This is a genomic window from Vibrio sp. KUL78, assembly GCF_059725505.1.
The window spans coordinates 918,135-941,883 of the sequence record NZ_AP045837.1 but is presented as its reverse complement, the minus strand read 5'-3'; the positions used below and the strand labels follow the sequence as shown (position 1 = coordinate 941,883).

General features: G+C 46.8%; 19 protein-coding genes and 1 pseudogene. 10 read left to right on the top strand and 10 right to left on the bottom strand.

Annotated elements, in window-relative coordinates:
- The first annotated feature begins 92 nt into the window (after positions 1-92).
- On the top strand, positions 93-881 hold the full coding sequence (locus AC6I8Y_RS04660; protein ID WP_498020870.1) for a hypothetical protein: 789 nt from the start codon (positions 93-95) through the stop codon (positions 879-881).
- A 28-nt stretch (positions 882-909) separates the two neighbouring features.
- On the opposite strand, the gene fadR is transcribed toward AC6I8Y_RS04660, so the two are convergent.
- Positions 910-1,749: a fatty acid metabolism transcriptional regulator FadR gene (gene fadR / locus AC6I8Y_RS04655; protein WP_234494256.1), complete on the bottom strand. Its 840-nt coding sequence runs from the start codon at positions 1,747-1,749 to the stop codon at positions 910-912.
- A gap of 691 nt (positions 1,750-2,440) precedes the next feature.
- Between fadR and nhaB the strand changes: the two genes are divergently transcribed.
- Entirely contained in the window at positions 2,441-4,033 is a 1,593-nt protein-coding gene (nhaB, locus tag AC6I8Y_RS04650; protein WP_042474056.1) for a Na(+)/H(+) antiporter NhaB, read from the top strand.
- 80 nt (positions 4,034-4,113) lie between these two features.
- Positions 4,114-4,656, top strand: coding sequence for a disulfide bond formation protein DsbB (gene dsbB / locus AC6I8Y_RS04645; protein WP_498020868.1), 543 nt, complete (start codon positions 4,114-4,116; stop codon positions 4,654-4,656).
- Positions 4,657-4,909: 253 nt separating this feature from the next.
- On the opposite strand, the gene AC6I8Y_RS04640 is transcribed toward dsbB, so the two are convergent.
- The gene (locus tag AC6I8Y_RS04640) at positions 4,910-5,512 is read right to left on the bottom strand and encodes a YecA/YgfB family protein (RefSeq protein WP_498020867.1); all 603 of its coding nucleotides are present in this window, start codon (positions 5,510-5,512) and stop codon (positions 4,910-4,912) included.
- A gap of 122 nt (positions 5,513-5,634) precedes the next feature.
- Between AC6I8Y_RS04640 and dusC the strand changes: the two genes are divergently transcribed.
- Positions 5,635-6,597: a tRNA dihydrouridine(16) synthase DusC gene (dusC, locus tag AC6I8Y_RS04635; RefSeq protein ID WP_394152525.1), complete on the top strand. Its 963-nt coding sequence runs from the start codon at positions 5,635-5,637 to the stop codon at positions 6,595-6,597.
- A 9-nt stretch (positions 6,598-6,606) separates the two neighbouring features.
- Here the strand turns inward: dusC and malZ are convergent, their stop codons facing one another.
- The 4 genes from malZ to AC6I8Y_RS04615 form a co-directional block, all read right to left on the bottom strand.
- Positions 6,607-8,439 (bottom strand): maltodextrin glucosidase, encoded by a 1,833-nt coding sequence (gene malZ / locus AC6I8Y_RS04630; protein ID WP_498020866.1) that lies wholly within the window; start codon positions 8,437-8,439, stop codon positions 6,607-6,609.
- A gap of 151 nt (positions 8,440-8,590) precedes the next feature.
- Positions 8,591-9,385, bottom strand: a complete 795-nt coding sequence (locus AC6I8Y_RS04625; protein WP_498020865.1) for an ABC transporter ATP-binding protein — start codon at positions 9,383-9,385, stop codon at positions 8,591-8,593.
- Entirely contained in the window at positions 9,382-10,323 is a 942-nt protein-coding gene (locus AC6I8Y_RS04620) for an ABC transporter permease (RefSeq protein WP_042474049.1), read from the bottom strand. The genes AC6I8Y_RS04625 and AC6I8Y_RS04620 overlap by 4 nt, the downstream gene beginning before the upstream one ends.
- Positions 10,324-10,404: 81 nt before the next feature.
- A complete protein-coding gene (locus tag AC6I8Y_RS04615) occupies positions 10,405-11,370 on the bottom strand; it encodes an ABC transporter substrate-binding protein (protein WP_252013754.1) in 966 nt (321 codons plus the stop codon).
- 396 nt (positions 11,371-11,766) lie between these two features.
- Here AC6I8Y_RS04615 and AC6I8Y_RS04610 point away from each other — a divergent pair, with 396 nt between their 5' ends.
- Positions 11,767-12,870 (top strand): PQQ-dependent sugar dehydrogenase, encoded by a 1,104-nt coding sequence (locus tag AC6I8Y_RS04610; protein WP_498020864.1) that lies wholly within the window; start codon positions 11,767-11,769, stop codon positions 12,868-12,870.
- Positions 12,871-12,986: 116 nt separating this feature from the next.
- Here the strand turns inward: AC6I8Y_RS04610 and yfbV are convergent, their stop codons facing one another.
- Positions 12,987-13,439 carry a terminus macrodomain insulation protein YfbV gene (yfbV, locus tag AC6I8Y_RS04605; RefSeq protein ID WP_498020863.1) on the bottom strand — a complete coding sequence of 151 codons (453 nt, stop codon included), beginning with the start codon at positions 13,437-13,439 and terminating at the stop codon, positions 12,987-12,989.
- Positions 13,440-13,774: 335 nt separating this feature from the next.
- On the opposite strand from yfbV, the gene AC6I8Y_RS04600 reads away from it, so the two are divergent.
- On the top strand, positions 13,775-14,971 hold the full coding sequence (locus AC6I8Y_RS04600) for an acetate kinase (RefSeq protein ID WP_498020862.1): 1,197 nt from the start codon (positions 13,775-13,777) through the stop codon (positions 14,969-14,971).
- Between the two features lie 129 nt (positions 14,972-15,100).
- Complete coding sequence (gene pta / locus AC6I8Y_RS04595; RefSeq protein WP_394152515.1) at positions 15,101-17,245, top strand: phosphate acetyltransferase; 2,145 nt, start codon at positions 15,101-15,103, stop codon at positions 17,243-17,245.
- 73 nt (positions 17,246-17,318) lie between these two features.
- Here the strand turns inward: pta and AC6I8Y_RS04590 are convergent, their stop codons facing one another.
- Both AC6I8Y_RS04590 and AC6I8Y_RS04585 read right to left on the bottom strand, forming a co-directional pair.
- Positions 17,319-18,491 (bottom strand): BamA/TamA family outer membrane protein, encoded by a 1,173-nt coding sequence (locus AC6I8Y_RS04590; RefSeq protein ID WP_498020861.1) that lies wholly within the window; start codon positions 18,489-18,491, stop codon positions 17,319-17,321.
- Between the two features lie 229 nt (positions 18,492-18,720).
- On the bottom strand, positions 18,721-19,602 hold the full coding sequence (locus AC6I8Y_RS04585) for a Tim44 domain-containing protein (RefSeq protein WP_498020860.1): 882 nt from the start codon (positions 19,600-19,602) through the stop codon (positions 18,721-18,723).
- A 295-nt stretch (positions 19,603-19,897) separates the two neighbouring features.
- On the opposite strand from AC6I8Y_RS04585, the gene AC6I8Y_RS04580 reads away from it, so the two are divergent.
- The 3 genes and pseudogenes from AC6I8Y_RS04580 (at position 19,898) to AC6I8Y_RS04570 (ending at position 23,443) form a co-directional block, all read left to right on the top strand.
- A complete protein-coding gene (locus AC6I8Y_RS04580; protein ID WP_234494267.1) occupies positions 19,898-20,488 on the top strand; it encodes a TetR/AcrR family transcriptional regulator in 591 nt (196 codons plus the stop codon).
- A gap of 15 nt (positions 20,489-20,503) precedes the next feature.
- A complete protein-coding gene (locus AC6I8Y_RS04575) occupies positions 20,504-22,378 on the top strand; it encodes an MFS transporter (RefSeq protein ID WP_498020859.1) in 1,875 nt (624 codons plus the stop codon).
- Positions 22,379-22,518: 140 nt separating this feature from the next.
- Positions 22,519-23,443, top strand: a pseudogene (locus AC6I8Y_RS04570) (YeiH family protein).
- A 10-nt stretch (positions 23,444-23,453) separates the two neighbouring features.
- Here AC6I8Y_RS04570 and AC6I8Y_RS04565 read toward each other — a convergent pair.
- Positions 23,454-23,681, bottom strand: a complete 228-nt coding sequence (locus tag AC6I8Y_RS04565; protein ID WP_394152507.1) for a hypothetical protein — start codon at positions 23,679-23,681, stop codon at positions 23,454-23,456.
- Positions 23,682-23,749 lie beyond the last annotated feature (68 nt).

The window sequence follows — 23,749 nt, the reverse complement described above, 5'->3', positions numbered from 1 at the left end:
CCTTTCATAATCAATAAGTAAGGTAAGTGGACAAAAGAATTAACCCAAGCTACTTAGTGTTTATAGTGCTTGGGTTTCGCAGGGAGGCGAGAATGAATTATCCAAGAGTTAGAACCACAAAAACAGTGCGCCGCATGTTTAGCACTGCATCCTATCGTGCTGTCAGCGATGAGTGCTACTACCAACGCTTAGCAGACCTACGAAAGCTAATTGCATTACTTAGGCTCCATCGAGAAGCCACACACTACAGCTTGCTGTTTGGACACAATAACCAGCACCAACTGGCATCTGCACAATCTCAGTTAGTCGCGCTTTTAGAAAGCAAAGCCATGGGCAGGCTAGTAGGCTTTGACGATATAAAAGCTTCAGTGTCGTTACAACTGAGAAGTTGGAACCAGCAAAGTGTCAGAGACAATCAGTTGGTCCACAGTCAGTTGATCCGAGATGCGCTGATTCTCGTCCAAGATACGATATCTTCTTGGGCTAAAGCGGACGGACAGACTCATTTGCTGGTGACGCAGCGCAAAAGCTGGCAAATGATTGTGCCCTATATGGATACATTGACCACTCTAAGGCTGCATATTGCGACACTTGAAGCCCAAGAGAGTCAAACGGCTATCCATTCACTGTGTCATCAACTCACACATCAATTATCAGAGCTGTATGTCAGTCAAGATCTAAGCCTACAACAGCATTTGCATGACGGCTTATTACAGCTTCTATCTGAAGTCGACAACCATCAATCACTAGACGAACTGAAAGAGAGACTTTATCGCATCACGTCACAGCTTTCGGAGCTTATTTTCCACTGCTACGATAGAACGGTAACAACGGTTGCTCAGTCGGTTTACTCAACCTTACCCAAGATTGCTGTGGCATAAAAAAAACCGCCTCTCGGCGGTTTTTTTATTAGCTATCGTCTTCGGTAAAGCTTGTTGGCAGTGTGGTCTTCATCTGATTCCAGATTTGACCACTCTCCATACCATACTGACGAATCACATTTGGTAATCTGTCACGATCACCCGTTTGGCATAGCTCTAACAAATCTTTGTAGAAGTTAAGCGCCAGTGTACGTGCCTCAGGGTTCGAGAAGTAGTAAGAGCCCACACGATCATAGAGCTTCTTAAGACCGTTGAAGATCAAACCATAGATTTGGTTGCCAGAATGGAATGCCAAACGCTGGAACAACGAGTAATCGTAAAAGTTAAACGTTTGAGCAATCAGTGCAGATTGGCGAGCGACTTCGTCTTTTTCACCATCATCTTTTACGTGCTGCTTCAACTTATCTGCATAAGGTGAAGACTCGATAAACGCATCCCAAGACTCAGCATTAAGCAAGCTTTCACAAGATTCAATGATACCTTCGATAGTACGCTCTGAATTCTCTTTATTGGCTTTGAATGCATAACGCATAAAGATTGGGCTGATGTTTGTGCGCGCCGCAAGCAAATCTTCAACAATTGACGTCGCGTTATCGGCATCCAACGTCATTAACGTATCAAGGATATGCAGACCTGAGGTCTCCATAAATTGGTTTACTTTCGTAGGTTTACCGTGCTGGATAGTCAGCCATCCATCACGAGCCAAACGTTGCAACACCTCACGAAGTGTTGTTCGAGTTACCCCAATTAGTTCTGACAGCTCACGCTCAGCCGGGAGAATTGAGCCTGGAGGGAAACGGCCGTTCCAGATGCTCTCAATTATATACTTTTCAGCGAACCCTGCTGGGCTCTTCGCCTTAATTACCATTATGGGGTGTTTCCAATTTAATTTTATTCGTAGTTGTATAGAACTCATCATACCACTACTTCAAGATTTTGGTAAACCTACACTACTTATCTATGTAACAATAACAAAATAGAGTAATAACTCCATTTTGACATTTACGACGCTGTAACCATTTATGGGTATGAAGCATGATTATTACAGATTTATTTACATTTCATTAATCATACAAGCCACTGAATTATATAAAAAACACCAATAGCATCACCCGCCCCTATCAATAAGATATTTCCGATCAATTCGTCAGAATAACCCTAAAAAACATACTTTTTTGGCTGTTGTGATTGGCATATTATCGTCGAGCGGTGTTTTATGAAGAACATAGTCAGGCAAGAAAAGTTCAATCATTGGCTAAGTCCATGTTTAGCTTATTTCGTATAGATCGCGTTTTTGGCAAAAAGTACCTTTTTCACTATGTCGAAAGGTAATTTTTGTTGACTAAATCTTACTGAAGAGTAGAGTTGCGGGCGAAGCAAGGAGTGCTTAGCAGCTGAGGGACTTGGCAAGTGAACATTCTCCCCCACTCCGTGTGAGTACTGTATGGAATTTGTTCGTTTTCTAAGTTTTTTAATTCTGCCGATTTATTTGGAAGCCCACTCAAATACTCTTCGTACCCTTTGCTACTGTCGATTAATAACAACATAAGAGTATTCCCATGCCGATGTCCCTTGGAAATGCATTTATCAAGAACTTTCTTGGTAAGGCACCCGATTGGTATAAACTAGCGATCATCGCTTTCCTGATTATCAACCCGATCGTTTTCTTCCTAGTTAACCCGTTCGTTGCAGGTTGGCTACTAGTCATAGAATTCATCTTCACTCTAGCAATGGCGCTCAAATGCTACCCGCTGCAACCCGGCGGCCTACTTGCGATTCAAGCCGTTGCGATAGGAATGACCAGTCCAGAAATGGTGATGCACGAGCTCATCAATAACATCGAAGTGTTATTGCTATTGGTCTTCATGGTTGCTGGTATCTACTTTATGAAGCAGCTTCTGCTGTTTATTTTCACCAAGATACTTCTCGGCATTCGCTCCAAAGCCATTCTTTCATTGGCATTCTGTTTTGCAGCAGCGTTCCTATCTGCTTTCTTAGATGCTCTGACTGTTATTGCTGTTGTTATCAGCGTATCCGTTGGCTTCTACTCCATTTACCACAAAGTGGCTTCAGGTAAGAACTACGGTTCATCTCACGACCATACTCAAGATGGTGAGATCACTGACCTAACTCGTAATGACCTAGAAGACTACCGTGCTTTCCTGCGTTCACTTCTGATGCATGCTGGTGTCGGTACAGCGCTTGGTGGTGTAATGACTATGGTGGGTGAACCGCAAAACCTCATCATTGCAGGTCAAGCAGGATGGGAATTTGGTGAGTTCATCATTCGTATGTTACCTGTTACTGGTCCAGTTCTAATCTGTGGTCTAGCTACCTGTTTCATGGTAGAGAAACTAGGGGTGTTCGGCTACGGTGCTAAACTTCCTGAGAACGTTCGTCAGATTCTGGTAGAGTTCGACCGTGAAGAGCGTAAATCTCGTACTAAACAAGACGTAGCGAAACTTTGGATTCAAGGCGCTATCGCTGTATGGCTGATTGTCGCACTGGCGATGCACTTGGCTGCAGTAGGTCTAATCGGTCTATCTGTTATCGTTCTAGCAACGGCATTTACTGGTGTTATTGAAGAGCACTCTATGGGTAAGGCATTTGAAGAAGCACTGCCGTTTACCGCTCTACTCGCTGTTTTCTTCTCGATTGTTGCTGTGATTGTTGACCAAGGTCTGTTTAAGCCAATTATCGATGCAGTACTTCACATCGAAGATAAGGGCACACAGCTGGCATTGTTCTATATTGCTAACGGCGTACTGTCTATGGTGTCAGATAACGTATTCGTCGGCACCGTATACATTAACGAAGTGAAGACAGCGCTTATCGAAGGCATTATTACTCGTGACCAGTTCGACCTTCTGGGCGTAGCAATCAACACAGGTACTAACCTACCTTCAGTTGCAACACCGAACGGTCAAGCCGCATTCCTGTTCTTGCTCACATCGGCACTGGCTCCGCTCATCCGTCTATCTTACGGTCGAATGGTTATCATGGCACTGCCGTACACTATCGTACTATCTATCGTAGGTCTGCTTGGCATCATCTACCTTGTTGAGCCTATGACAGCATGGTTCTACGACGCAGGCTGGATTGTTAAGCATACTGGCGAAGTAGTTGGGAGCGCTATCTCATCTGGGCACTAATTTTTAGTTGATTGTGAAACTAATCCACGTTAAAAAGCTCTGAGTATTCAGAGCTTTTTTATTTCAACAAGGATGTGACAGTGACACTTCTATCCAACATCAAAGCATTTTCTAAGACGCGACTGTCTTGGGGCTTGCTACTTCTCTCCGTTATTTTTTTCGAACTGAGCGCTCTTTTCTTCCAGCATGTTATGCAGCTCGCACCATGCGTGATGTGTATTTATGAGCGTGTCGCGATGTTTGGCATTGGTGGCGCTGCACTTATTGGCATTATCAACCCTAAGAATACGCTGATTCGCTGGCTAGGCCTTGGCGCTTGGGGTGCCTCGTCGATTAAAGGGCTGACCTTGTCACTAGAGCATGTGGACTACCAGTTTAACCCTTCTCCTTTTAAAACATGCGACCTGTTTGTGACCTTCCCTGATTGGGCACCACTCAACGAATGGGCTCCGTGGCTGTTTGAAGCGTATGGGGATTGTTCTAAGGTTGTGTGGCAGTTCTTGTCGCTGTCTATGCCACAGTGGTTGGTTGTTATCTTCGCAGGTAACTTAGTAGCGCTGGCTGTTATTGTGATTTCTCAGGGTGCGAAGGTGTCATCGGCTAGAAATCGTGGGTTTCAATAGACGAAGGAGCTAGCCTGTGGTTCTCTCCTTAAGATAAGGGGAGCTAGAGGGGGTATCTGGGTGAATGTACAAACGGAACACCTTGAGTCCTGCGCATGTACCCCTCCCAGCCTCCCCTTAGCAAGGGGAGGAGCTATAAAGCTCGCATACCAAAATCAGGCGATGCGACGATAGGAGCTAGCCTGTGGTTCTCCCCCTAAGATAGGGGGAGCTAGAGGGGGTACTTGCGATGAACTCGCAGCGTGTCGCCAATCTATTTCCCACAACACTTCTTAAACTTATTCCCACTCCCGCAAGGGCAAGCATCATTGCGCCCTACCCCTTTGAACGGGTTAACCGTCTGCGATTGGTGTCCCACCATCATCTCATCCGCCGCCATAACAACTTCATTAACCATCGCATCTAATTGCGGTGCTAGATCAGCGTAAGTTGGCAGTTGCTCAAAGCCCGCATCACGCATCTGTGCATGTGTCTGCTCTTCATCCATCGCCAGCATTAACGTGGTTAGTAGCGCTTGAAGCATGCGCTCCGTGCCATCTGACAGCGCTTTGCCTTGCCACTGCTCCTCAACAACAGGCCAAACGGTCATAAAGCCCTCAGCAAAATCGGCTGCAAACTCTTGGTTATCATCAAGCAGTGCCGAAAGAGCGTATTGATTGGTTTTGAGCAGAGCATATTGCGCATGAAGGTGCTCTACCACCCAAGACTCTTGAGCTTGGGTATAGTCGCTCACCACTGTGGATAGCCAAGCCTCTGGCTTCAATGGCTCGGTCGCGAAGTTAGCTGCTAGGATTGCGCCTTCGATAAACGCGCTAGATTCGCCTGCCCAGTCTGCAGGAAGCTCGATGAATTTCATTTGCTCATTACACTAATCAAAATTTGCCGCAAGTATATTTACCTCGTATACGAAACACAATGGTCGATTCTTTGTTCTATAACGGGTAGAATCCCCGCTCCCTGATTATGACGAGAACTGGTATGCGTGTTGTTTTGGGCCCGATGGAGGGTGTGTTAGATCATTTAATGCGAGAAATTCTTACCGAGATCAATGACTACGATCTGTGTGTAACGGAATTCGTTCGCGTTGTTGACCAGGCGCTACCCGATCACGTGTTCTACCGCTTATGTCCCGAGCTTGCTCAAGGCTCTATGACTAAGTCAGGTACACCAGTCCATATACAGTTGCTAGGACAAGACCCTCGCTGGATGGCAGAGAACGCCGTTAAGGCCGCCTCACTTGGCGCGCGAGGCATCGACCTTAACTTTGGCTGCCCAGCCAAACTCGTCAACAAGAGCAAAGGTGGTGCAGCGCTGCTTCAACACCCTGAGCTCATACACAATGTTGTCAAAGCGTGCCGTGAGGCGGTAGACCCGTCTATCCCCGTCACAGCGAAGATTCGCTTAGGCTGGGAAAACCCAGAGGACTGCTTTGAGATCGTTGATGCCATCGAGCAAGCAGGTGCTAACGAGCTTACCGTGCACGCGCGCACCAAAACAGGTGGCTACAAAGCAAGTGAAATTAAGTGGGAATACATCAACGAGATCCGCAAAAAGACCACTCTACCTTTGATTGCCAATGGTGAGATTTGGAACTTTGCCGATGGGCAGCGCTGTATTGAAACGACAGGCGTTGATTCGTTGATGGTTTGTCGAGGTGCGTTTAACGTGCCAAACCTTGGTAATGTAGTGAAGCACAATCACACTGCAATGCCATGGCACGAAGTGGTGGAGCTCCTTTTGGTTTATTCCACTTACGAGATCAAAGGCGATAAAGGGCTTTACTATCCTAATCGCGTTAAACAGTGGTTCTCGTATCTTCGTCAGCAGTATCCAGAGGCGGCAGAGCTATTTCGCGAGATCCGTACCTTCAACAAAGCCGCGCCTATTGTTGAACATATTCAACACTACCGCGACAAGGTCTTAGCGACCCTGCCGCAGTAACGCTTTGTCTTATCGACGCAGCAGAATTGAACCCTCTGCTGCTATGTCGATATCAAGTTTTCCATCGATAACCTCAGCGTACTCACCACTCAGTGGGCACACAAGCGACGCGCTCTCAATGCCTAACTTCCAAATCGGCAGCGTAAGCTTTTTGCTCTCAGCGCTCAAGTTAAAACCACTTAGCACAACATCATCACCAAACTGTCTCGCAAAGACCAAGCTCTCTTTGTCCACATGCATCGGGATAAAACTGCCCTTTTGCAGTGCCGCAGAGTCTTTTCTCAACGCAATAAGCTTTTTGCAGTAAGGAAGCCATTGGCTTGTTTCCACTTGCTCCCACGGGAAGCAGCGTCGGTTATCAGGGTCGTGCGTACCCTCTAAACCCACTTCGACACCGTAATAGAGACAAGGCGCACCCACGTAAGTCATGAGTAGCTGTATCGCAATAGCAAATCGCTCGCTGTTGCTTTCAAGTGTAGTGAGGAAGCGTTCAGTGTCATGGCTATCAAGTTGGTTGAGCAGAGCAAGTTGATTGCTCCAAGGTACCTTGGCGGCGGCTTCTTGCAGCCAATTCAGAAACTCCACACAATCTATTTGGATTGGGTCAAACGCAATATCTTTACCTGCAAGCAACGCGCGCACAGGATGCGCGAAACCATAGTAATTCATCGCGCCATCTTCTTGATCCCCTTGAAGCCATTGGGTCGCTTCAAAGAAGTGCTCGCCCAGCATGTATGAGTCAGGATTTACCGACTTCATCGACGCTCGAAACTCACTGACGTAGTGCGCATTGTTCGTCGCACCTTCGCCTTCTCCCAGCATATGGATGACATCAAATCGCCAGCCATCAATGCCATAAGGAGGCTTTAGCCAGTGCTTGATTACTGAGTTATCATCCTGATAGATATGGCTTTTAACCTCTTGGTTGTGGAAGTTAAGAACAGGGAGAGTATCAATACCTTTCCATCCTACATAGCGCTTAGAATCCCCTTCAAAAAAGTAGTAATCACGATGTGGGCTCTGAGAAGATGTGTAGGCTCCGTTATGCTCGCCACTGATGTCAAACCAAGGGTGCGACACCGATGTGTGATTGAGCACGGCATCGAGTACGACTTTCATGCCTCTTTGATGAAGGTTTTCTGTGAGTGATGCAAACTGCTGGTTGGTACCGAGTTTTGGATCAACGGAATAATAATCGACGGTGTCATACTTATGGTTGGTATATGACGTAAAAATCGGATTCAGGTACAAGGTCGTAATACCCAACTCCTGAAGGTAGTCGAGCTTAGCCTCGATACCAGCTAGGTCACCGCCATAAAATTCAACCGCACCTGAGTCACCGTGTGTGCCAACGGGTTCACCCCACTGTTTTTTTATCGACTCACGTTTTCGGTTTGGGTATTGGTACTCACCGCTTTCAACTCCGATACTTGGGTCGCCATTATTAAAACGGTCAGGGAAAATTTGATAGAAGACCTGTTCAGAGACCCATTCTGGCGGCTGGTGTACTCGATTAAACTTGAAGTGATATTCACGACCAGGCATACGACTTTGAACGCCGCGTGCATCCAGCCAGCGCTGACTTGTTGAGGTTAGCGCTTTGAACACATAATAGGTCACATCCTTATCGACACTTAGCGGCAAGGTCGCTTGCCAAATCTCAAGCTCACCTTTGGCGCCAGACTTAGACATATCTATTAGATATTCTTCGTTGTCAGGTTCATGACGAAGCTTAATCTGCTCGAAAGCGCCTTTTTCAGCAAACACGCTCACGGTAAGTTGGTCACCTTGCCTAACCAAGCCATCTTGGGTTTGTGGGTGATAAAGAAATGGTTGGGTCATTATGATTCTTCTATAAAAGGGAACGAGGTACAGTAATTGTAGAAGAATCACATAGATAAAAAATCCCCCTTCAAATTGAAGAGGGATCACGGTTTGTAGGCGTAGCTAACGGTAAGAGCCAGGCTGAGCCCAATCTAGATTCAATGAGTGACTAACTCAGTAGCAAGCTATCATCAGCAAGTTCCTCACCGCGCACTTTAGAGAACATCTCGAGTAAGTCGGGTACCTGCATATTGGCGCGCTGCTCCCCTTCTACATCAAGCACAATCTCGCCTTGGTGCAGCATCACTGTTCGGTCACCACAGGCCAGCGCATCTTTCATAGAGTGCGTCACCATCATAACCGTCAGGTTAAACTCCTTGATCACCTTTTTAGTGAGATCGATAACGAATGCGGCCATACGCGGATCGAGCGCAGCTGTGTGCTCGTCCAATAACAGCAGTTTACTATCGGATAAGGTTGCCATCACCAAACTCACGGCTTGGCGCTGTCCACCGGACAACAAACCAATATTGTCGCCCAATCGATCTTCTAAACCTAAGCCAAGAATGCTAATGCGCTCTTGAAACAACTTACGACGTTTACTGGATAACGACAGACTCCAGCCGCGCTTCTTTCCACGCATGTACGCCAGCGCCATATTCTCTTCAATCGAAAGATCGCCACATGTACCAGCAAGGGGGTCCTGAAACACACGCGCACACTGATTCGCTCGCTGATCAACGGTTTGACGAGTCACGTCCATATCATCAATTAGCACACGACCACCAACCATAGGCGTTTCACCGGTAACCGCACCTAGCAACGTCGATTTACCAGCTCCGTTCGAGCCTATCACCGTCAAAAACTGATGCTCTGGCACTTCAAGATTTACCTCTTTCAGTGCTCGATTTTCTAGGATAGTCCCCGGATTGAAAGTTACTTGAATATCTTCTAATCGAATCATGCTGTATTCCCCGTGTTGCCTGATTGAGAGACCGCTTTACTCTTAGCAGGCTTAACGACCTTTTTTGCTTTGAGGTTTCCTTTTATCTTCGGTGCGATAAGCGCGGCTGCGACTAGAACCGCCGTAACCAAGTTAAGATCGGACGCTTGAAGACCAAACATTCCAGTACTCAACGCGAAGGCAACAGCAAGTCGATACAACACGGAACCGACAATAACCGCGGTGACCGCAACCCAGATCTTTCGCCCAGGAATTAAGGTTTGACCCAAAATAACCGCCGCAAGGCCAACCACTATGGTACCCACACCAGAAGTCACATCAGCGAAGCTGTTGGTTTGTGCGAACAAAGCACCTGCAAACCCCACAAAGCCATTCGACAAGGCCAAACAGAAATAGGTATAAAACGAGGTACTGGCACCTTGAGCCTTGACCATTCGAGCATTAACGCCTGTCGCACGAAGCCCTAGACCAAAATCACTATTCAGCAGCCTAACGACAAACCACGCAGAGATTAGAACAAGAACGCCAACCACTAAAGGTCGAACATACATCGCATCGCCCATCATTTCGAAAGGCGTGAGAATGGTGTCTTCTCCCAGCAGCGCCATATTGGGTCTGCCCATAATTCGAATATTGATGGAGAACGCTGCAATCATGGTCAAAATAGACGCCAGCAAGTGAAGAATGCCACAGCGCACGGCGAGAAAAGCCGTTACCCAACCTGTTGCCGCACCCGCGACAATCGCCATTGCCGTTGCGACCCAAGGGTTAATGCCCGCGACAATTGCCGTCGCCGCAACAGCTGCCCCCATTGGAAAGCTGCCATCAACACTCAGATCGGGGAAGTCGAGGACTCGAAAGGTAAGGTAGACACCCAAAGCAACCAGTCCGTAGATAAGACCAATTTCAAGGGCTCCAAAAAATGCAAAAGCAGACATAACAACTCCTCTGCTGTTTAACAAATGAAGGCTCTATAAAAAAGCTGGACCCAGAGGTCCAGCCAATTCTTGATGCCAGCGTTACTTAACGTCGGTTGCGCGGTCCATGACCGTTTGAGGAATAGCAAGTCCCAGCTTCTTCGCAGCCGTCGCGTTGATAACCAAGTCAGAACCTTTCGCTACCTTCACATCAATCTTACCAGGGTCTTCACCTTCTAAGATTTTCGCAACGTAGTCCGCTGTTTGAACACCGATTTGGTAGTAATCGAAGCCAAGGCTAGCCACTGCACCACGCTCTACGTAAGACGTTGCGGCACCAAACACAGGTGTTTTAGCTTGGTTTGCTGACACGATCATACCTTCAATAGCACTTGCTACTGTGTTGTCGATCAAAGCGTAGATGATGTCTGATTTCGCTGCGATCGCTTGTGTTGCTGTCTGTACATCAGCACTCTTTAGCGCTGTTGCTTCTACCAGCTCAATACCACGTTTCTCAGTGCTTTCTTTCAGAAGCTTCATCAAACTCACTGCGTTCGCTTCACCTGGGTTATAAACCACACCAATGCTTTTCACATCAGGCATGATTTCTTGAATTAACTCAACGTGTTGGTCTACAGGTGATAGGTCAGAAAGACCCGTAACGTTTTTGCCAGGCTGCTCAAGCTTTTTCACCAGCTTAGCGCCGACAGGGTCTGTCACTGCGGTAAACACAACTGGGATATCACGAGTCGCTGAGACCAGTGCTTGCGCTGTAGGTGTCGCAATACCGACAAGTACATCAGGGCGCTCACCGACATATTGACGTGCTATCTGCACGGCAATCGCTGGGTTACCTTGTGCCGTTTTATAATCAAAATCTAGGTTCTTTCCTTGCTCGTAGCCTTTCGCTTTCAAACCATCGACCAAGCCTTGGCGAGTTGCATCCAATGCTGGGTGCTCAACAATTTGAGATACCGCGACTTTTGCGGTTTTCGCCATAATGCTGGCAGACGATAGTAGCGCCACACCAGTTAATGCTGCAGTGACAATTAACTTGCTTGCTTTCATCTTAACTCCTTGATTAAGCAGCCCTGATTCGTCCTTTTAGAAGACTCATCAATCGGGGAATGAGGTGTAATTTGTGATTTACACTTTGATTGTTCTTTTTTAACTTCCTGTTACTTCTACCAGTTAGCCAACCAAAATGAAAGATGTTATTAACATCTACGTTAGATAAACGTGCTATTCGTATGCTTTCGCAACCAACATTCAAACAAATGCGTACAAACAACGATACATGCGACTAATATTTACTCAAAAACCAGCGTAATCCATTTTTGACAAAAGTGAAGCTTTGTGAATGCATTTCTGTGAAAGATGTCTATATTCATACAGATAGCGTAATCGTTGCTGATGGTTGTTACGTATCACAACCATCTAGCTTTGACTCCAAGGAAGAGAGACATGCGAAAGTTAATCCTTATTCCACTTCTATTCTTCATCGCGCTTTCAGGGCAGGCGCGTGAGTTTGAAGGCAGCCAACTGGAAAAAATCACCACCGTTGACGGCGTACCTTGGTCGATTGTGCATTTAGATGACAACACACTTCTCGTGGCACTTCGAGACGGTAACTTGCTATTAGTCGATACCGTTAAAAACACGCAATCAAAGGTGGCTGGAGTACCAAAGGTATATGCATCTGGTCAAGGTGGGCTAATGGATATACACCCAAGCCCTACTGAAGCTAACGTGTACTACTTCACCTACGCGAAACCCGTTGGAAAAGGCGGAGCACCCACCCTGGCTAAAGCGACGTTGGATGGTTCCAGCCTGTCTGATTGGCAAGATCTGTTTACCAGCAACGTCCCCGTAACCTCTGGCAGACACTTTGGGAGTCGCATTGCATTTGATGACAAGGGATTGGTCTACATGACTATTGGCGACTCTGGAGACAGAGATACCGCTCAGCAAATGGATAATCACGCAGGCACTATCGTTCGTCTCAACCCAGATGGCTCGATTCCTAAGGACAACCCATTTGTGGACAAAGAAGGGGTCCAACCGGAGATCTATTCCTACGGCCATCGCAATCCTCAAGGTATTGTATTTGACAGCGAAAGGCAGCAGTTATGGTCTATAGAGCACGGTCCGAGAGGCGGTGATGAGCTCAACCTTATCAGTGCGGGCTTGAATTATGGATGGCCAATCACCTCTCATGGGAAGGAGTACTGGGGTCCTATCAACGCCGGTGACGCGCAAGAAAAAGAAGGGATCGAATCACCAAAGAAAGTCTACATCCCTTCAATTGCGCCTGGTTCACTGCACTTATACCAAGGCGAGGAATTTCCAAGACTTAACGGCATTTTGTTGATTGGTGCACTAAAACTCACCCACATCAATATTCTCGATGTGAATGAAACAGGCCAGGTACTGGAAGAGCGCCGCTACTATGAAGACTTAGGAGAGCGCGTTCGAGATATCACCAACGATAGCCAAGGAAATGTTTGGTTTAGTACCGATAGTGGGGCCATATACAAAATTAGTCGAGCCTTTCAGCAACAACGTTAGGATCTTTCGGAAGGATACCCATTGACACAAGGCGCTTCAGTTACTGAAGGCATAGGCAAGACATGAAAAAGCCCAGCTCGATGAGCTGGGCTTTGTTGTTCAGTTCAGATGAGTGCTTAGAACCAGCGGTCAAAATCGCTGCGGTCTAACTGACGAAAAGCACGGTTCAGTGTCATCGCCAATTCTTTGTACTTGGGTTTTGCCTTAACAGGCTCCATCGCACAACCAGATTCAACAATTTTTTGATGAAGCTCTCGATACCAAGATGCGAGTGCCGGAGGGAGCTGCGTGTTGTAACGATTCCCCAGCCACCACATACCCTGAACCGGCATGCTGATAGCGAACAAAGCAATCACGATTGCTTGTGGCAAAGCATGAGCGTTATTGAAGGCCATTTGCGTCAGCACACTGATCGCTGCAACCGCTGGCATAACTTTTATACCGAACCGCGTCCCCTTTATGATGCGCTGCTCTGGAAACAAGGGAGTCAGTTCCTTGCGCATCGGCCAAAGTTCCATGTACTTTTGACCATTTTTTATACTCTGAGTCAGACTTGCTCTCTCGCTCATAGCTAACCTCACTAAAAAAAAGTTGAACTATTCAACTAAATCAGCAAAATATTGACGGAAGTTAATATTCTTTCAAATTTATTTTGTTATCTTCTGTCATTATCGTTATTCTTTGCGAATCCTCAATCTCATTGTTGTCTTTATTTACAAATAAGGCAACCGTCGAGATGACCGTCGCAAGGACGCTAATGTGGTTTTCTTGGGAAAATCGCATATTATTATACGGCAATTGATGATTTTATGACCAAGAGTGATAGGCATTTTTCGTCGCCTCTCAGTCTTGAGATACGTTTACATCCTTGATCCCCGATCAGATAAAATACAGGTAACCTCTAATGTCTAAGCTGGTTTTAGTTTTAAACTGCGGCAGTTCTTCTCTTAAGTTCGCCATCGTTGATGCAGAAAACGGTGATGAGCACCTAACAGGTCTTGCAGAATGTCTTCACCTTCCAGAAGCTCGTATCAAGTGGAAACTTGACGGTAAACACGAAGCTCAACTAGGTGACGGCGCTGCTCACGAAGAAGCACTAGCGTTCATGGTAGAAACTATCCTTGCTTCTAAGCCTGAGCTAAAAGCAAACCTAGGCGCTATCGGTCACCGTATCGTTCACGGTGGTGAGCAATTCACATCTTCTGCACTAATTACAGACGATGTACTTAAAGGTATCGAAGACTCTGCAACATTCGCACCTCTTCACAACCCTGCTCACATCATCGGTATCGAAGCGGCGAAGCACAACTTCCCAGAGCTTAAAAACGTAGCGGTATTTGACACTGCGTTCCACCAAACTATGCCTCAAGAGTCTTACCTATACGCTCTACCGTACAACCTGTACAAAGAGCACGGCATCCGTCGTTACGGCATGCACGGTACTTCTCACCTATTCATCGCACGTGAAGCAGCTGAGCTACTTGGTAAGCCAGCTAACGAACTGAACATCATCAACTGCCACCTAGGCAACGGTGCTTCTGTTTGTGCTATCAAAAACGGTGAATCTGTAGACACTTCTATGGGTCTAACTCCGCTTGAAGGTCTTGTAATGGGTACTCGTTGTGGTGACATCGACCCTGCTATCATCTTCCACCTACACGACGCTCTTGGCTACTCTGTTGAACAAATCAACAACATGCTAACGAAAGAGTCTGGTCTTCTAGGTCTAACTGAAGTGACTTCTGACTGCCGTTTCGTTGAAGACAACTACGGTGATAAAGAAGAAGCAACACGTGCAATGGACGTGTTCTGCCACCGCCTAGCTAAATACGTAGCTGGCTACACTGCCTCTCTTGACGGTCGTCTAGATGCTATCGTGTTCACTGGTGGTATCGGTGAAAACTCTGCACCAATCCGCGAGATGGTTCTAAACCGTCTAGGCGTATTCGGCATCGAAGTTGACGGTGAAGCTAACCTTAAAGCTCGTTTCGGCGGCGAAGGTACTATCACTGCAGCAAGCAGCCGCATCCCAGCAATGGTTATCTCTACTAACGAAGAGCTAGTCATCGCTGAAGACACTGCGCGCCTAGCAGGTCTTTAATTTCAAAACTGGCTAACCTAGGTTAGCCAGTTTTCATATTGGGCTCAGTGAAACATTTGCTTGCGCTTTTTTTGCAATTCATCGAACCACTGAGTTTCTTCCCCCTATATAGTTTGAGGTACTCAAAGAATGTCCCGTACTATTATGCTTGTACCTACTAGCGCTGGTGTCGGTCTTACTAGTGTTAGCATGGGTGTCCTGCGTGCAATGGAGCGTAAGGGTGTAAATGTATCGTTTTACAAACCTGTTGCTCAGCCTCGCCATGGTGGCGACCAGCCAGATCTAACTTCTTCTATCGTCGGTAACAGCAGCGACATGAAAGTGGGTCAACCACTTCCTATGTCAGAAGCAGAAAACCTGATTGGTAACGAGAAGTTAGACGTGCTTCTAGAAACTATCGTTGAGCGTTACAACCAAATCAACAAAGATGCGGACGTGACACTTATCGAAGGTCTTGTACCAACTCGTAAGCACCCGTTTGCAAATGCAATCAACGAAGAGATCGCTAAGACACTTGGCGCTGAAATCGTATTCGTTGCAACGCCAGGTACAGACAACCCGAGCCAGCTTAAAGAGCGTATCGAAGTTGCATGTTCTAACTACGGCGGCACTAAGAACAAGAAGATCTCTGGCGTTATCATCAACAAACTGAATGCCCCAGTTGATGAAGCAGGTCGTACTCGTCCAGATCTTTCTGAAATCTTTGACGATGCAGACACGGCTCAGCAAGCTAACCTTGAAGTCATGCAAATCTTCAACACTAGCCCAATTCGTGTTCTAGGCTGCGTGCCTTGGAAGATCGACTTGATTGCGACTCGTGCTGTAGACATGGCAGAGCACCTAAACGCTGAAATCATCAACGAAGGTGACATTGCTAGCCGTCGTATCAAGAGCATCACGTTCTGTGCACGTTCACTGCCTAACATGATTGAGCACTTCAAGCCTGGTTCTCTACTAGTAACTTCAGCGGATCGTCCAGACGTAATTGTTGCAGCAGCACTAGCAGCAATGAACGGTGTTGAAATCGGCGCGATCCTACTAACAGGTGGCTACGACGTACCAGCAGAGATCACTGACCTTATCAAGCCTGCGCTTGACACAGGTCTACCAATCTTCAAGGCACAAGGTAACACTTGGCAAACGTCTCTAAACCTACAGAGCTTCAGCCTTGAAGTTCCTGCAGACGATAAAGAGCGTATTGAGTTCGTTAACGAGCACGTTGCTGGTCACATCGACGGTCCTTGGATTGATTCTCTACTTGAAGGTACTGTTGGCGGTCGTAAGCTTAGTCCACCAGCATTCCGTTACCAGCTAACTGAGCTTGCTCGTAAAGCTGGCAAGCGTATCGTTCTTCCTGAAGGTGACGAGCCACGTACAGTTAAAGCTGCAGCTATCTGTGCTGAGCGCGGTATCGCGGAATGTGTGCTTCTTGGTAACCCTGAAGAAATCAAACGTGTTGCTGCTCAGCAAGGCGTTGAACTAGGTGCTGGCGTTACTATCATCGATTCTGATGCAGTACGTGAAAACTACGTTGCTCGCTTGGTTGAGCTACGTGGCGCGAAAGGTATGACTGAGGTTGTTGCTCGTGAGAAGCTACAAGATTCTGTATACCTAGGCACTATGATGCTTGAAGCGAACGAAGTTGACGGTCTAGTATCAGGCGCTGTTCACACAACAGCGAACACTATCGTTCCTCCGTTCCAAATCATCAAGACTGCTCCAGGTACATCTATCGTATCTTCAATCTTCTTCATGCTTCTGCCTGATCAAGTATTGGTATACGGTGACTGTGCGATCAACCCAGATCCAACGGCTGAGCAACTTGCTGAAATCGCTATCCAGTCTGCAGATTCTGCAGCAGCGTTTGGTATTGAACCACGCGTTGCGATGATCTCTTACTCTACTGGTGAGTCTGGTAAAGGTGCTGACGTAGATAAAGTACGTGAAGCAACGAAACTGGCTCAAGAGAAGCGTCCTGATCTTATCATCGACGGTCCTCTACAGTACGATGCGGCAATCATGGAGAACGTAGCAGCTTCTAAAGCACCTAACTCTCCAGTTGCAGGTAAAGCGACAGTATTTGTGTTCCCAGACCTAAACACTGGTAACACAACATACAAAGCGGTACAGCGTTCAGCAGACCTAGTCTCTATCGGTCCAATGCTGCAAGGTATGCGCAAGCCAGTTAACGACCTGTCTCGTGGCGCACTAGTAGACGACATCGTTTACACAGTTGCACTCACTGCGATTCAATCTGGTCAAGAGCAAAACTAATTTTGTTCTAGCTGAATGACAAAAGCCTCCGAATGGAGGCTTTTTTAATGCGTTGAAGATGGCTATTGCTTTGTTAGAACACTTCGTTGACATGGAAGTAAAAGGTACCGCCGTGCTCGCCGTAGCCGATGTCAGCACGGACATTGACCTTGTCTTTAATCTTGAATCTAAAGCCGGTACCAGCACTTGCCAAGGTGTTATCCCAGAGCCCAGACACATTTTCCGATACGGTGCCAGCAGCACCCCAGAACACAACCCCAACACGCCAGTAAACAGGAAGACGATACTCAACCTGCCCCATCATCATCTGGTTATCACGATAGCGACCGAGGACATAACCACGCATCGCATCTGCTCCACCAAGATCAGGTAATTGATTCCAAGGCACATTACCTGAGGTTAGGTTGGCTTGTACCTGCCATGCCAACAAGCCCGGCACGGGTGCTAGTGAATGATATTGCGACGCCTTGAGCGAGTACTTACCAAAGTTTTCAGAATTGGTCGCATCATGGTACAAGCCCAAATCGGCTTGCAGCAAGGTTCCCTTCGTTGCATTGGTGACATTATCGCGAGTGTCAAAGACGTTCGATACGAAAACACCGTAGCTGGTGTTATCAATGAGCTCATCGGCTAAGTAATCACTATTCTGATTTTCGAACGTCTTGTCGTGAGGTCTCACCGATTTTATATTACCGCCAAAACCCAAGAAGTAGTCGCCACTCACTCGTGTCAGCCACGTAGGTTTTATATCAACCACCTGCTCTTTGAAGTTAATCTTGTTACCCTCTTGCTGACCATTTTCATACCCTTGCCCGTAATACACAGCCGCATCATCAAAGACCTTGATATCGGTGTAGACTCGGTTATCACCCCCGTTGTAGAAGTGCTTATTACTGAACGTAATACCTATTGACCCGTTAGAGGAAGCGTAGGGATTAATCACCATCGATGACGGCTGGCCAGCACCATCACTAGGGTCACCATATAGACCGACGTACAACAGTCCAAGCCCCAGTCCTTGCTCTGGCGTATAGAACACCGCAGGAATGTAACTCGAGTTCAGCCCCTTCTCCTTGTCGTACTCTGATTCCGCACCAAACACACCAAGAAAGCTATCCAGTTTGTCCGTAGTCGAATTGGGCGTATGTTCGAACAAAGGCTCAATATGATCATCTGCGATTGCGGAGACAGACAGACAAGCACTGCAGCCCATCGCAAGTAGAGAGTGCGCAAGTTTGGTATGCATGGATATAACTAACTGAGGTCAATAATAAAGGCTGGGATTATAGTGGAAAAGCGTGACAAATGAGCGTATTCAAATGTAAAAAAACTGCAGATTTTCATCTGCAGTTTTTTAATCATAACTTATCATTTACGTCATTCCCGCGTAGGCGGGAATCAAGGTTGAGGCTTGGTGGTCACTGTGAGTCACTCCCTGCCTACACAAGTGCGCGGCTCATGGGGTGACGAAATCGTTAACCTTGAATACCAACAATCAACCATGGTGCATTTGGAGCCGTCAAGTCACGCTCTAGGTGCCAAATGTCTTCGATATCTTCTTCAATGTTTTCTACCGCATCGCGATAACGACCTGAGAATTGTAGGCTTAGCTGAGCCTTATTCGCATCATAGTCTGCGCGAACTACCTCAGCATCGACATACATTACATCGGTATGTTGCTCGCCTTCTAGCTTAGCACGCTCGCTGATTAGGTCTTGTAACAGGCTTGGCGACACGTATTCTTCGATCGTGTGTAGCTCGTTATGGTTCCAAGCACCTTGTAGGATACGGTAGTGCTCACGAGCGCCATTCAAGAATGCTGCTTGATCAAAGCCCGGTGGGTAATTATGAGGTACGTCGCTGTGACCTGCCGCACCAAAACCACCCGTCGATGCTGCAGATGCTGGCTGTTCAAAGTTTTGGAAGTTCGAAGGCTGCTCAAACTGCTGACGCGAATTGCCTCCGAAAGCTGGTTGCTGTCGCTGCTGGTTCATACTGCCCTGCTTAGCGCCAAGCATACCTCGCATAAACTTAAAGATCACAAACGCAATCAGACCGAAGATCAAGATGTCCATGAAATTGATACCTTCGAATGCGCCACCAAAGAACGCCGCAAGCAAGCCACCCGCCAATAGGCCGCCTAAGATACCACCCATCAGACCTTTCTTGCTGCTTCCAGCTTTGTTTTGATCCTGACGACTGATGTTATTCGTGTTTTGTTGCTGTTGCTTTGGTGCAGGAGCGGTTTTAAAGCTCTTACCAAATGATTTACCGCCACCGAATTTCTTTGCTTCGGCTACCGGGTTCACCGCAACTGCCAGCACAAGCAGCGCGACGAAAGAAAATAAACGTTTCATTCTAGACCTTTAATTATATTGTTACGTCACATCGTAAGTCCTATTACGACTTACTACGCATCATATACTGAGCTTAGCATTAAAGAAATGTTTCTGAAGCTCCGACATGTTTCAGGATATTGCACGTTTGTTACGGTATACACAATACGAATCTGATTATTTTGTCATCAGCTCAGATTGCCGACGATCATCTCAAAAGTTAGCTGAAACCTTGAAACGCAACGCTTCATTTGTTGACGCTACAGGGTCCCACCACTAAAATAACGAACCGTGTTCAATTAAGAATCCACCAACCATGGCCCGCAGAAACGATCATACTAGGGAAGAGCTCATAGACCTGACGCTCACAACAGTCAGGGACTACCTTACAGAGAACTCCTACCATTCACTTAGCCTTCGCAAGATTGCTACGATGATCGGCTACGTGCCGAGCACTCTGGTTAATATTTTTGGCAGTTACAATTTACTGTTATTGCACGCTGTTGCTCGTACCCTTGATGAACTTTCTCAAGAAGCAAAAGGCGTTGTTGAGCAAGCGCAAAACACCGAAGAAGCACTGTATGCACTAGCAAGCTGCTATCATGATTTTGCTAAGAAGTATCCGTATCGTTGGCAGCTTATATTCGAACACAACATGAATGGAGATGCGCTGCCAGAATGGCAATCACAGCGAATTGACGGCATGACCGGCATGCTTGAGCACCTTCTCTCTGTATATCGTCCAGAAAAGTCATCGACCGATGTCATTAAAGCCAGCCGCGTGTTGTGGGCCGGTGTTCATGGTATTACGCTATTAAGCGTGGACGATAAATTCTTCGCGTCCGAGCCCGTTGATGGCAACGAGCTCATCAAAGACCTCATCTCAAACTATTTAAAAAGCTGGTAACCAAAAGGAAAGGTAATGCCCAACACCAAAACCGCGTCTTTGCTCTCTGAAAGGCGCTTTATGCCCTACTTTGTTACCCAGTTTTTCGGCGCATTCAACGACAACATTTTTAAAAACGTACTACTTCTGTTTGTTGCGTTTGCTGGCCCGCAAGTTCTGCCTATCTCAAGCAACTTGTTTATCAACCTCGCCGCAGGTTTGTTTATTCTCCCGTTTTTCCTATTTTCTGCATCAGCTGGGGTGCTAGCCGATAAATACGAAAAGTCGTGGTTTATTCGCAAAGTAAAACTCGCTGAGATCGGCATCATGTGCCTGGGCGCAATTGGCTTTGTCACTGAAAGCTATGGCATTTTGCTGCTACTCCTATTTTTGATGGGAACCCAGTCCGCTTTCTTCGGTCCAGTTAAGTACGCTCTACTCCCTCAGCAGCTAAAACCCAATGAGTTATTGTCTGGTAATGCTCTAGTAGAAACCGGTACCTTTCTCGCTATCTTACTCGGTACCTTGGGGGCGGGGATAATTGCTTCAGCTGAACATGCCAAATACGTGGCAGCCGGAAGCGTGATCTTATTTGCTATCGCAGGTTATATTTCTAGCCGCTCAATTCCAGAAGCGCCTGCAGCCGATCCTGAATTGAAGTTTCGCTGGCAGCCAGTAAAACAAACCAAGCAAACCCTTAAGATCGCGCACCAAGATCGGGTGGTGTTCCAGAGCATTATGGCAATCAGCTGGTTTTGGTTTCTGGGCGCGGCTTACCTAACCCAGTTCCCGAACTTTACCAAGATCCATTTGATGGGTAATGAAGCTGCGGTTTCTTTCCTCCTGGCTCTCTTCTCTGTCGGTATCGCGCTCGGCTCTATGCTGTGTGACAAAATGTCGAAAAACCGCATTGATGTCGGCATCGTACCTATTGGCAGTATCGGCATTACTATTTTTGGCGCGCTTATGGCTTTCTCCGTGCCAGAAGCGCTTCCGCAATTTGAGTCGTTTAGCGAGTTTATTTCCTACTCCGCGCTTTGGCCTGTATTTGGTTACCTTCTCGCATTAGGTGCTTCGGGCGGTTTGTTTATTGTTCCTCTGTACGCCTTGATGCAGCAAGAAGCGAAACCAAACGAACGTGCTCGAGTCATTGCTGCGCTTAACATATACAACTCATTGTTTATGGTAGGCAGTGCCGTGCTGGGCATTGTCGGACTATCGATACTTGAACTCACCATTGTTGAACTGTTCATAGTTCTTTCTGCACTTAACTTCTTGATGGCGACCTATCTATTCTTGCAAGCACCTATCTTTGTGGTTCGCTTCCTGATCTGGATTTTGACGACCATCATGTACCGCATCTCGCATAAGAACTTGCATCACCTGCCTGAAAAAGGCGGCGCATTGATCGTCTGTAATCATGTAAGTTACATGGATGCGTTAGTTATGAGTGCAGCAAGCCCGCGGTTAATTCGCTTTGTTATGGAAGAAGATTACGCCAACTATAAGCCTGTTCGTCGCTTCCTCAAGCGCGCTGGTGTCATCCCTATTTCAGCCAAGCGCAAAGGCTCTATTCGTCGCGCATTTGGCGAGATTGAACAAGCGCTTGCTGAAGGCGAAATCGTCTGCATCTTCCCTGAAGGACGTCTCACAGCAGATGGTGAAATGAATGAATTTATGCGCGGTATTGATCTTGTGCTTAAGCGTTCACCGGTACCTGTTATCCCAATGGCACTAAAAGGGCTCTGGGGTAGCTACTTCAGTCGCCACAAAGGCCGTGCTTGTAAAGGTTTCCCTAATCGATTTAGAGCAAAACTCGAACTCGAAGCAGGCGATCCAGTTCAGCCAGAAAACGCCACCAGTCAGGCGATGTTTGATAAAGTCGCCCAACTTCGCGGTGATTATCGCTAAGACTCGCTTTCATTTTAACGGGCGTTAAGAAAAACTAAACGCCCGTTAAATTTAACTGTGTTTTACTGACCCTTGTCCCTCGATACAATCCACAACTAAGCTGGTCTTAGCTCTCAATGTCTTTTTTAGTAAGGTACTTAATGTTATCCCTTGTGCGTTCCTATCCTCTGTTCTTCCTTGCGTTAATTGCGTGCCTCACGCCGTGGATAAGCTCACCTTTGGCATTGATTCTAGGTTTTCTACTCACCACCTTCAGCCTGGTGCCACACACTGCCTATCGCTAAGTACACAAAAAAACTACTTGCCTACTCCATTGTGGGTCTGGGTTTTGGCATACATTTAGATCAAGCAATGCAGGCAACAAGCGATGGTATCGGCATCATCATAGCCACCATCATTGGTACCTTAGTTATCGGTTGGTTTCTTGCTAAAAGAATGGGATTGGACAAACATACGGGTTATCTGATTTCATCAGGCACGGCTATTTGTGGTGGTAGTGCAATTGCTGCAGTCGCACCCGCCATCGATGCCGACGATGAAAAGATCGCTATCGCACTGGCGACCGTGTTCGTTCTCAATTCTGTCGCGCTCTTTGTTTTCCCAGTAATTGGACACGCTTTAGCGCTCGATCAGCACACTTTTGGGACTTGGGCAGCAATCGCTATCCATGATACGTCTTCTGTGGTTGGTGCGGCGTCCGCCTACGGTGAGGAAGCGCTCACAACGGCAACCACGCTCAAGCTTGCTCGCGCACTATGGATTATTCCTGTCGCGTTAGTTAGCGCACTGCTGTTTAGAAGCAAGAGCAAAAAGATCACCATTCCCTACTTCATTCTTTTCTACTGTGTTGCGATCTTGGTAAGTGATTACTTACCGCAGTTCGAGGTTGCTTATCAAAGCATTTTTGCAGTGTCTAAAAAGTTACTGGTGGTGTGTTTATTCTTGATTGGTAGCAGTATTTCAATTGAAAGGTTAAAACAGGCTGGCAGCAAACCTATGCTGTTTGGTGTAACGCTTTGGTTGCTGATTTCAGTATCATCACTTAGCTGGTTGTTGATGGCTTAAAGCCGTCGCGTTAAGGATCGCAATGCTCTATTTGTGGATTGTTATTAGGTTGTGCTTTGTTATTTGGCTCTAGTTTCTTACTAGGCGACACCGAGTCAGCGTTGGCTTTCTTATAGTTAAGGTATAGTGACACCGTCAAAACAAACGCTGTCAATTCGGCTAATGCTTGTATCAGTCCATCAGATGTCAACGCTAACCCTATTTGCAATCCAATTGCGACAATTAAAAGCTTGTTCATTCCCTACGCCCACTCAACTCTAGTGGGGTTATTATGGTGAGCGCTGTCAGGAATGAAAATTCCGATTT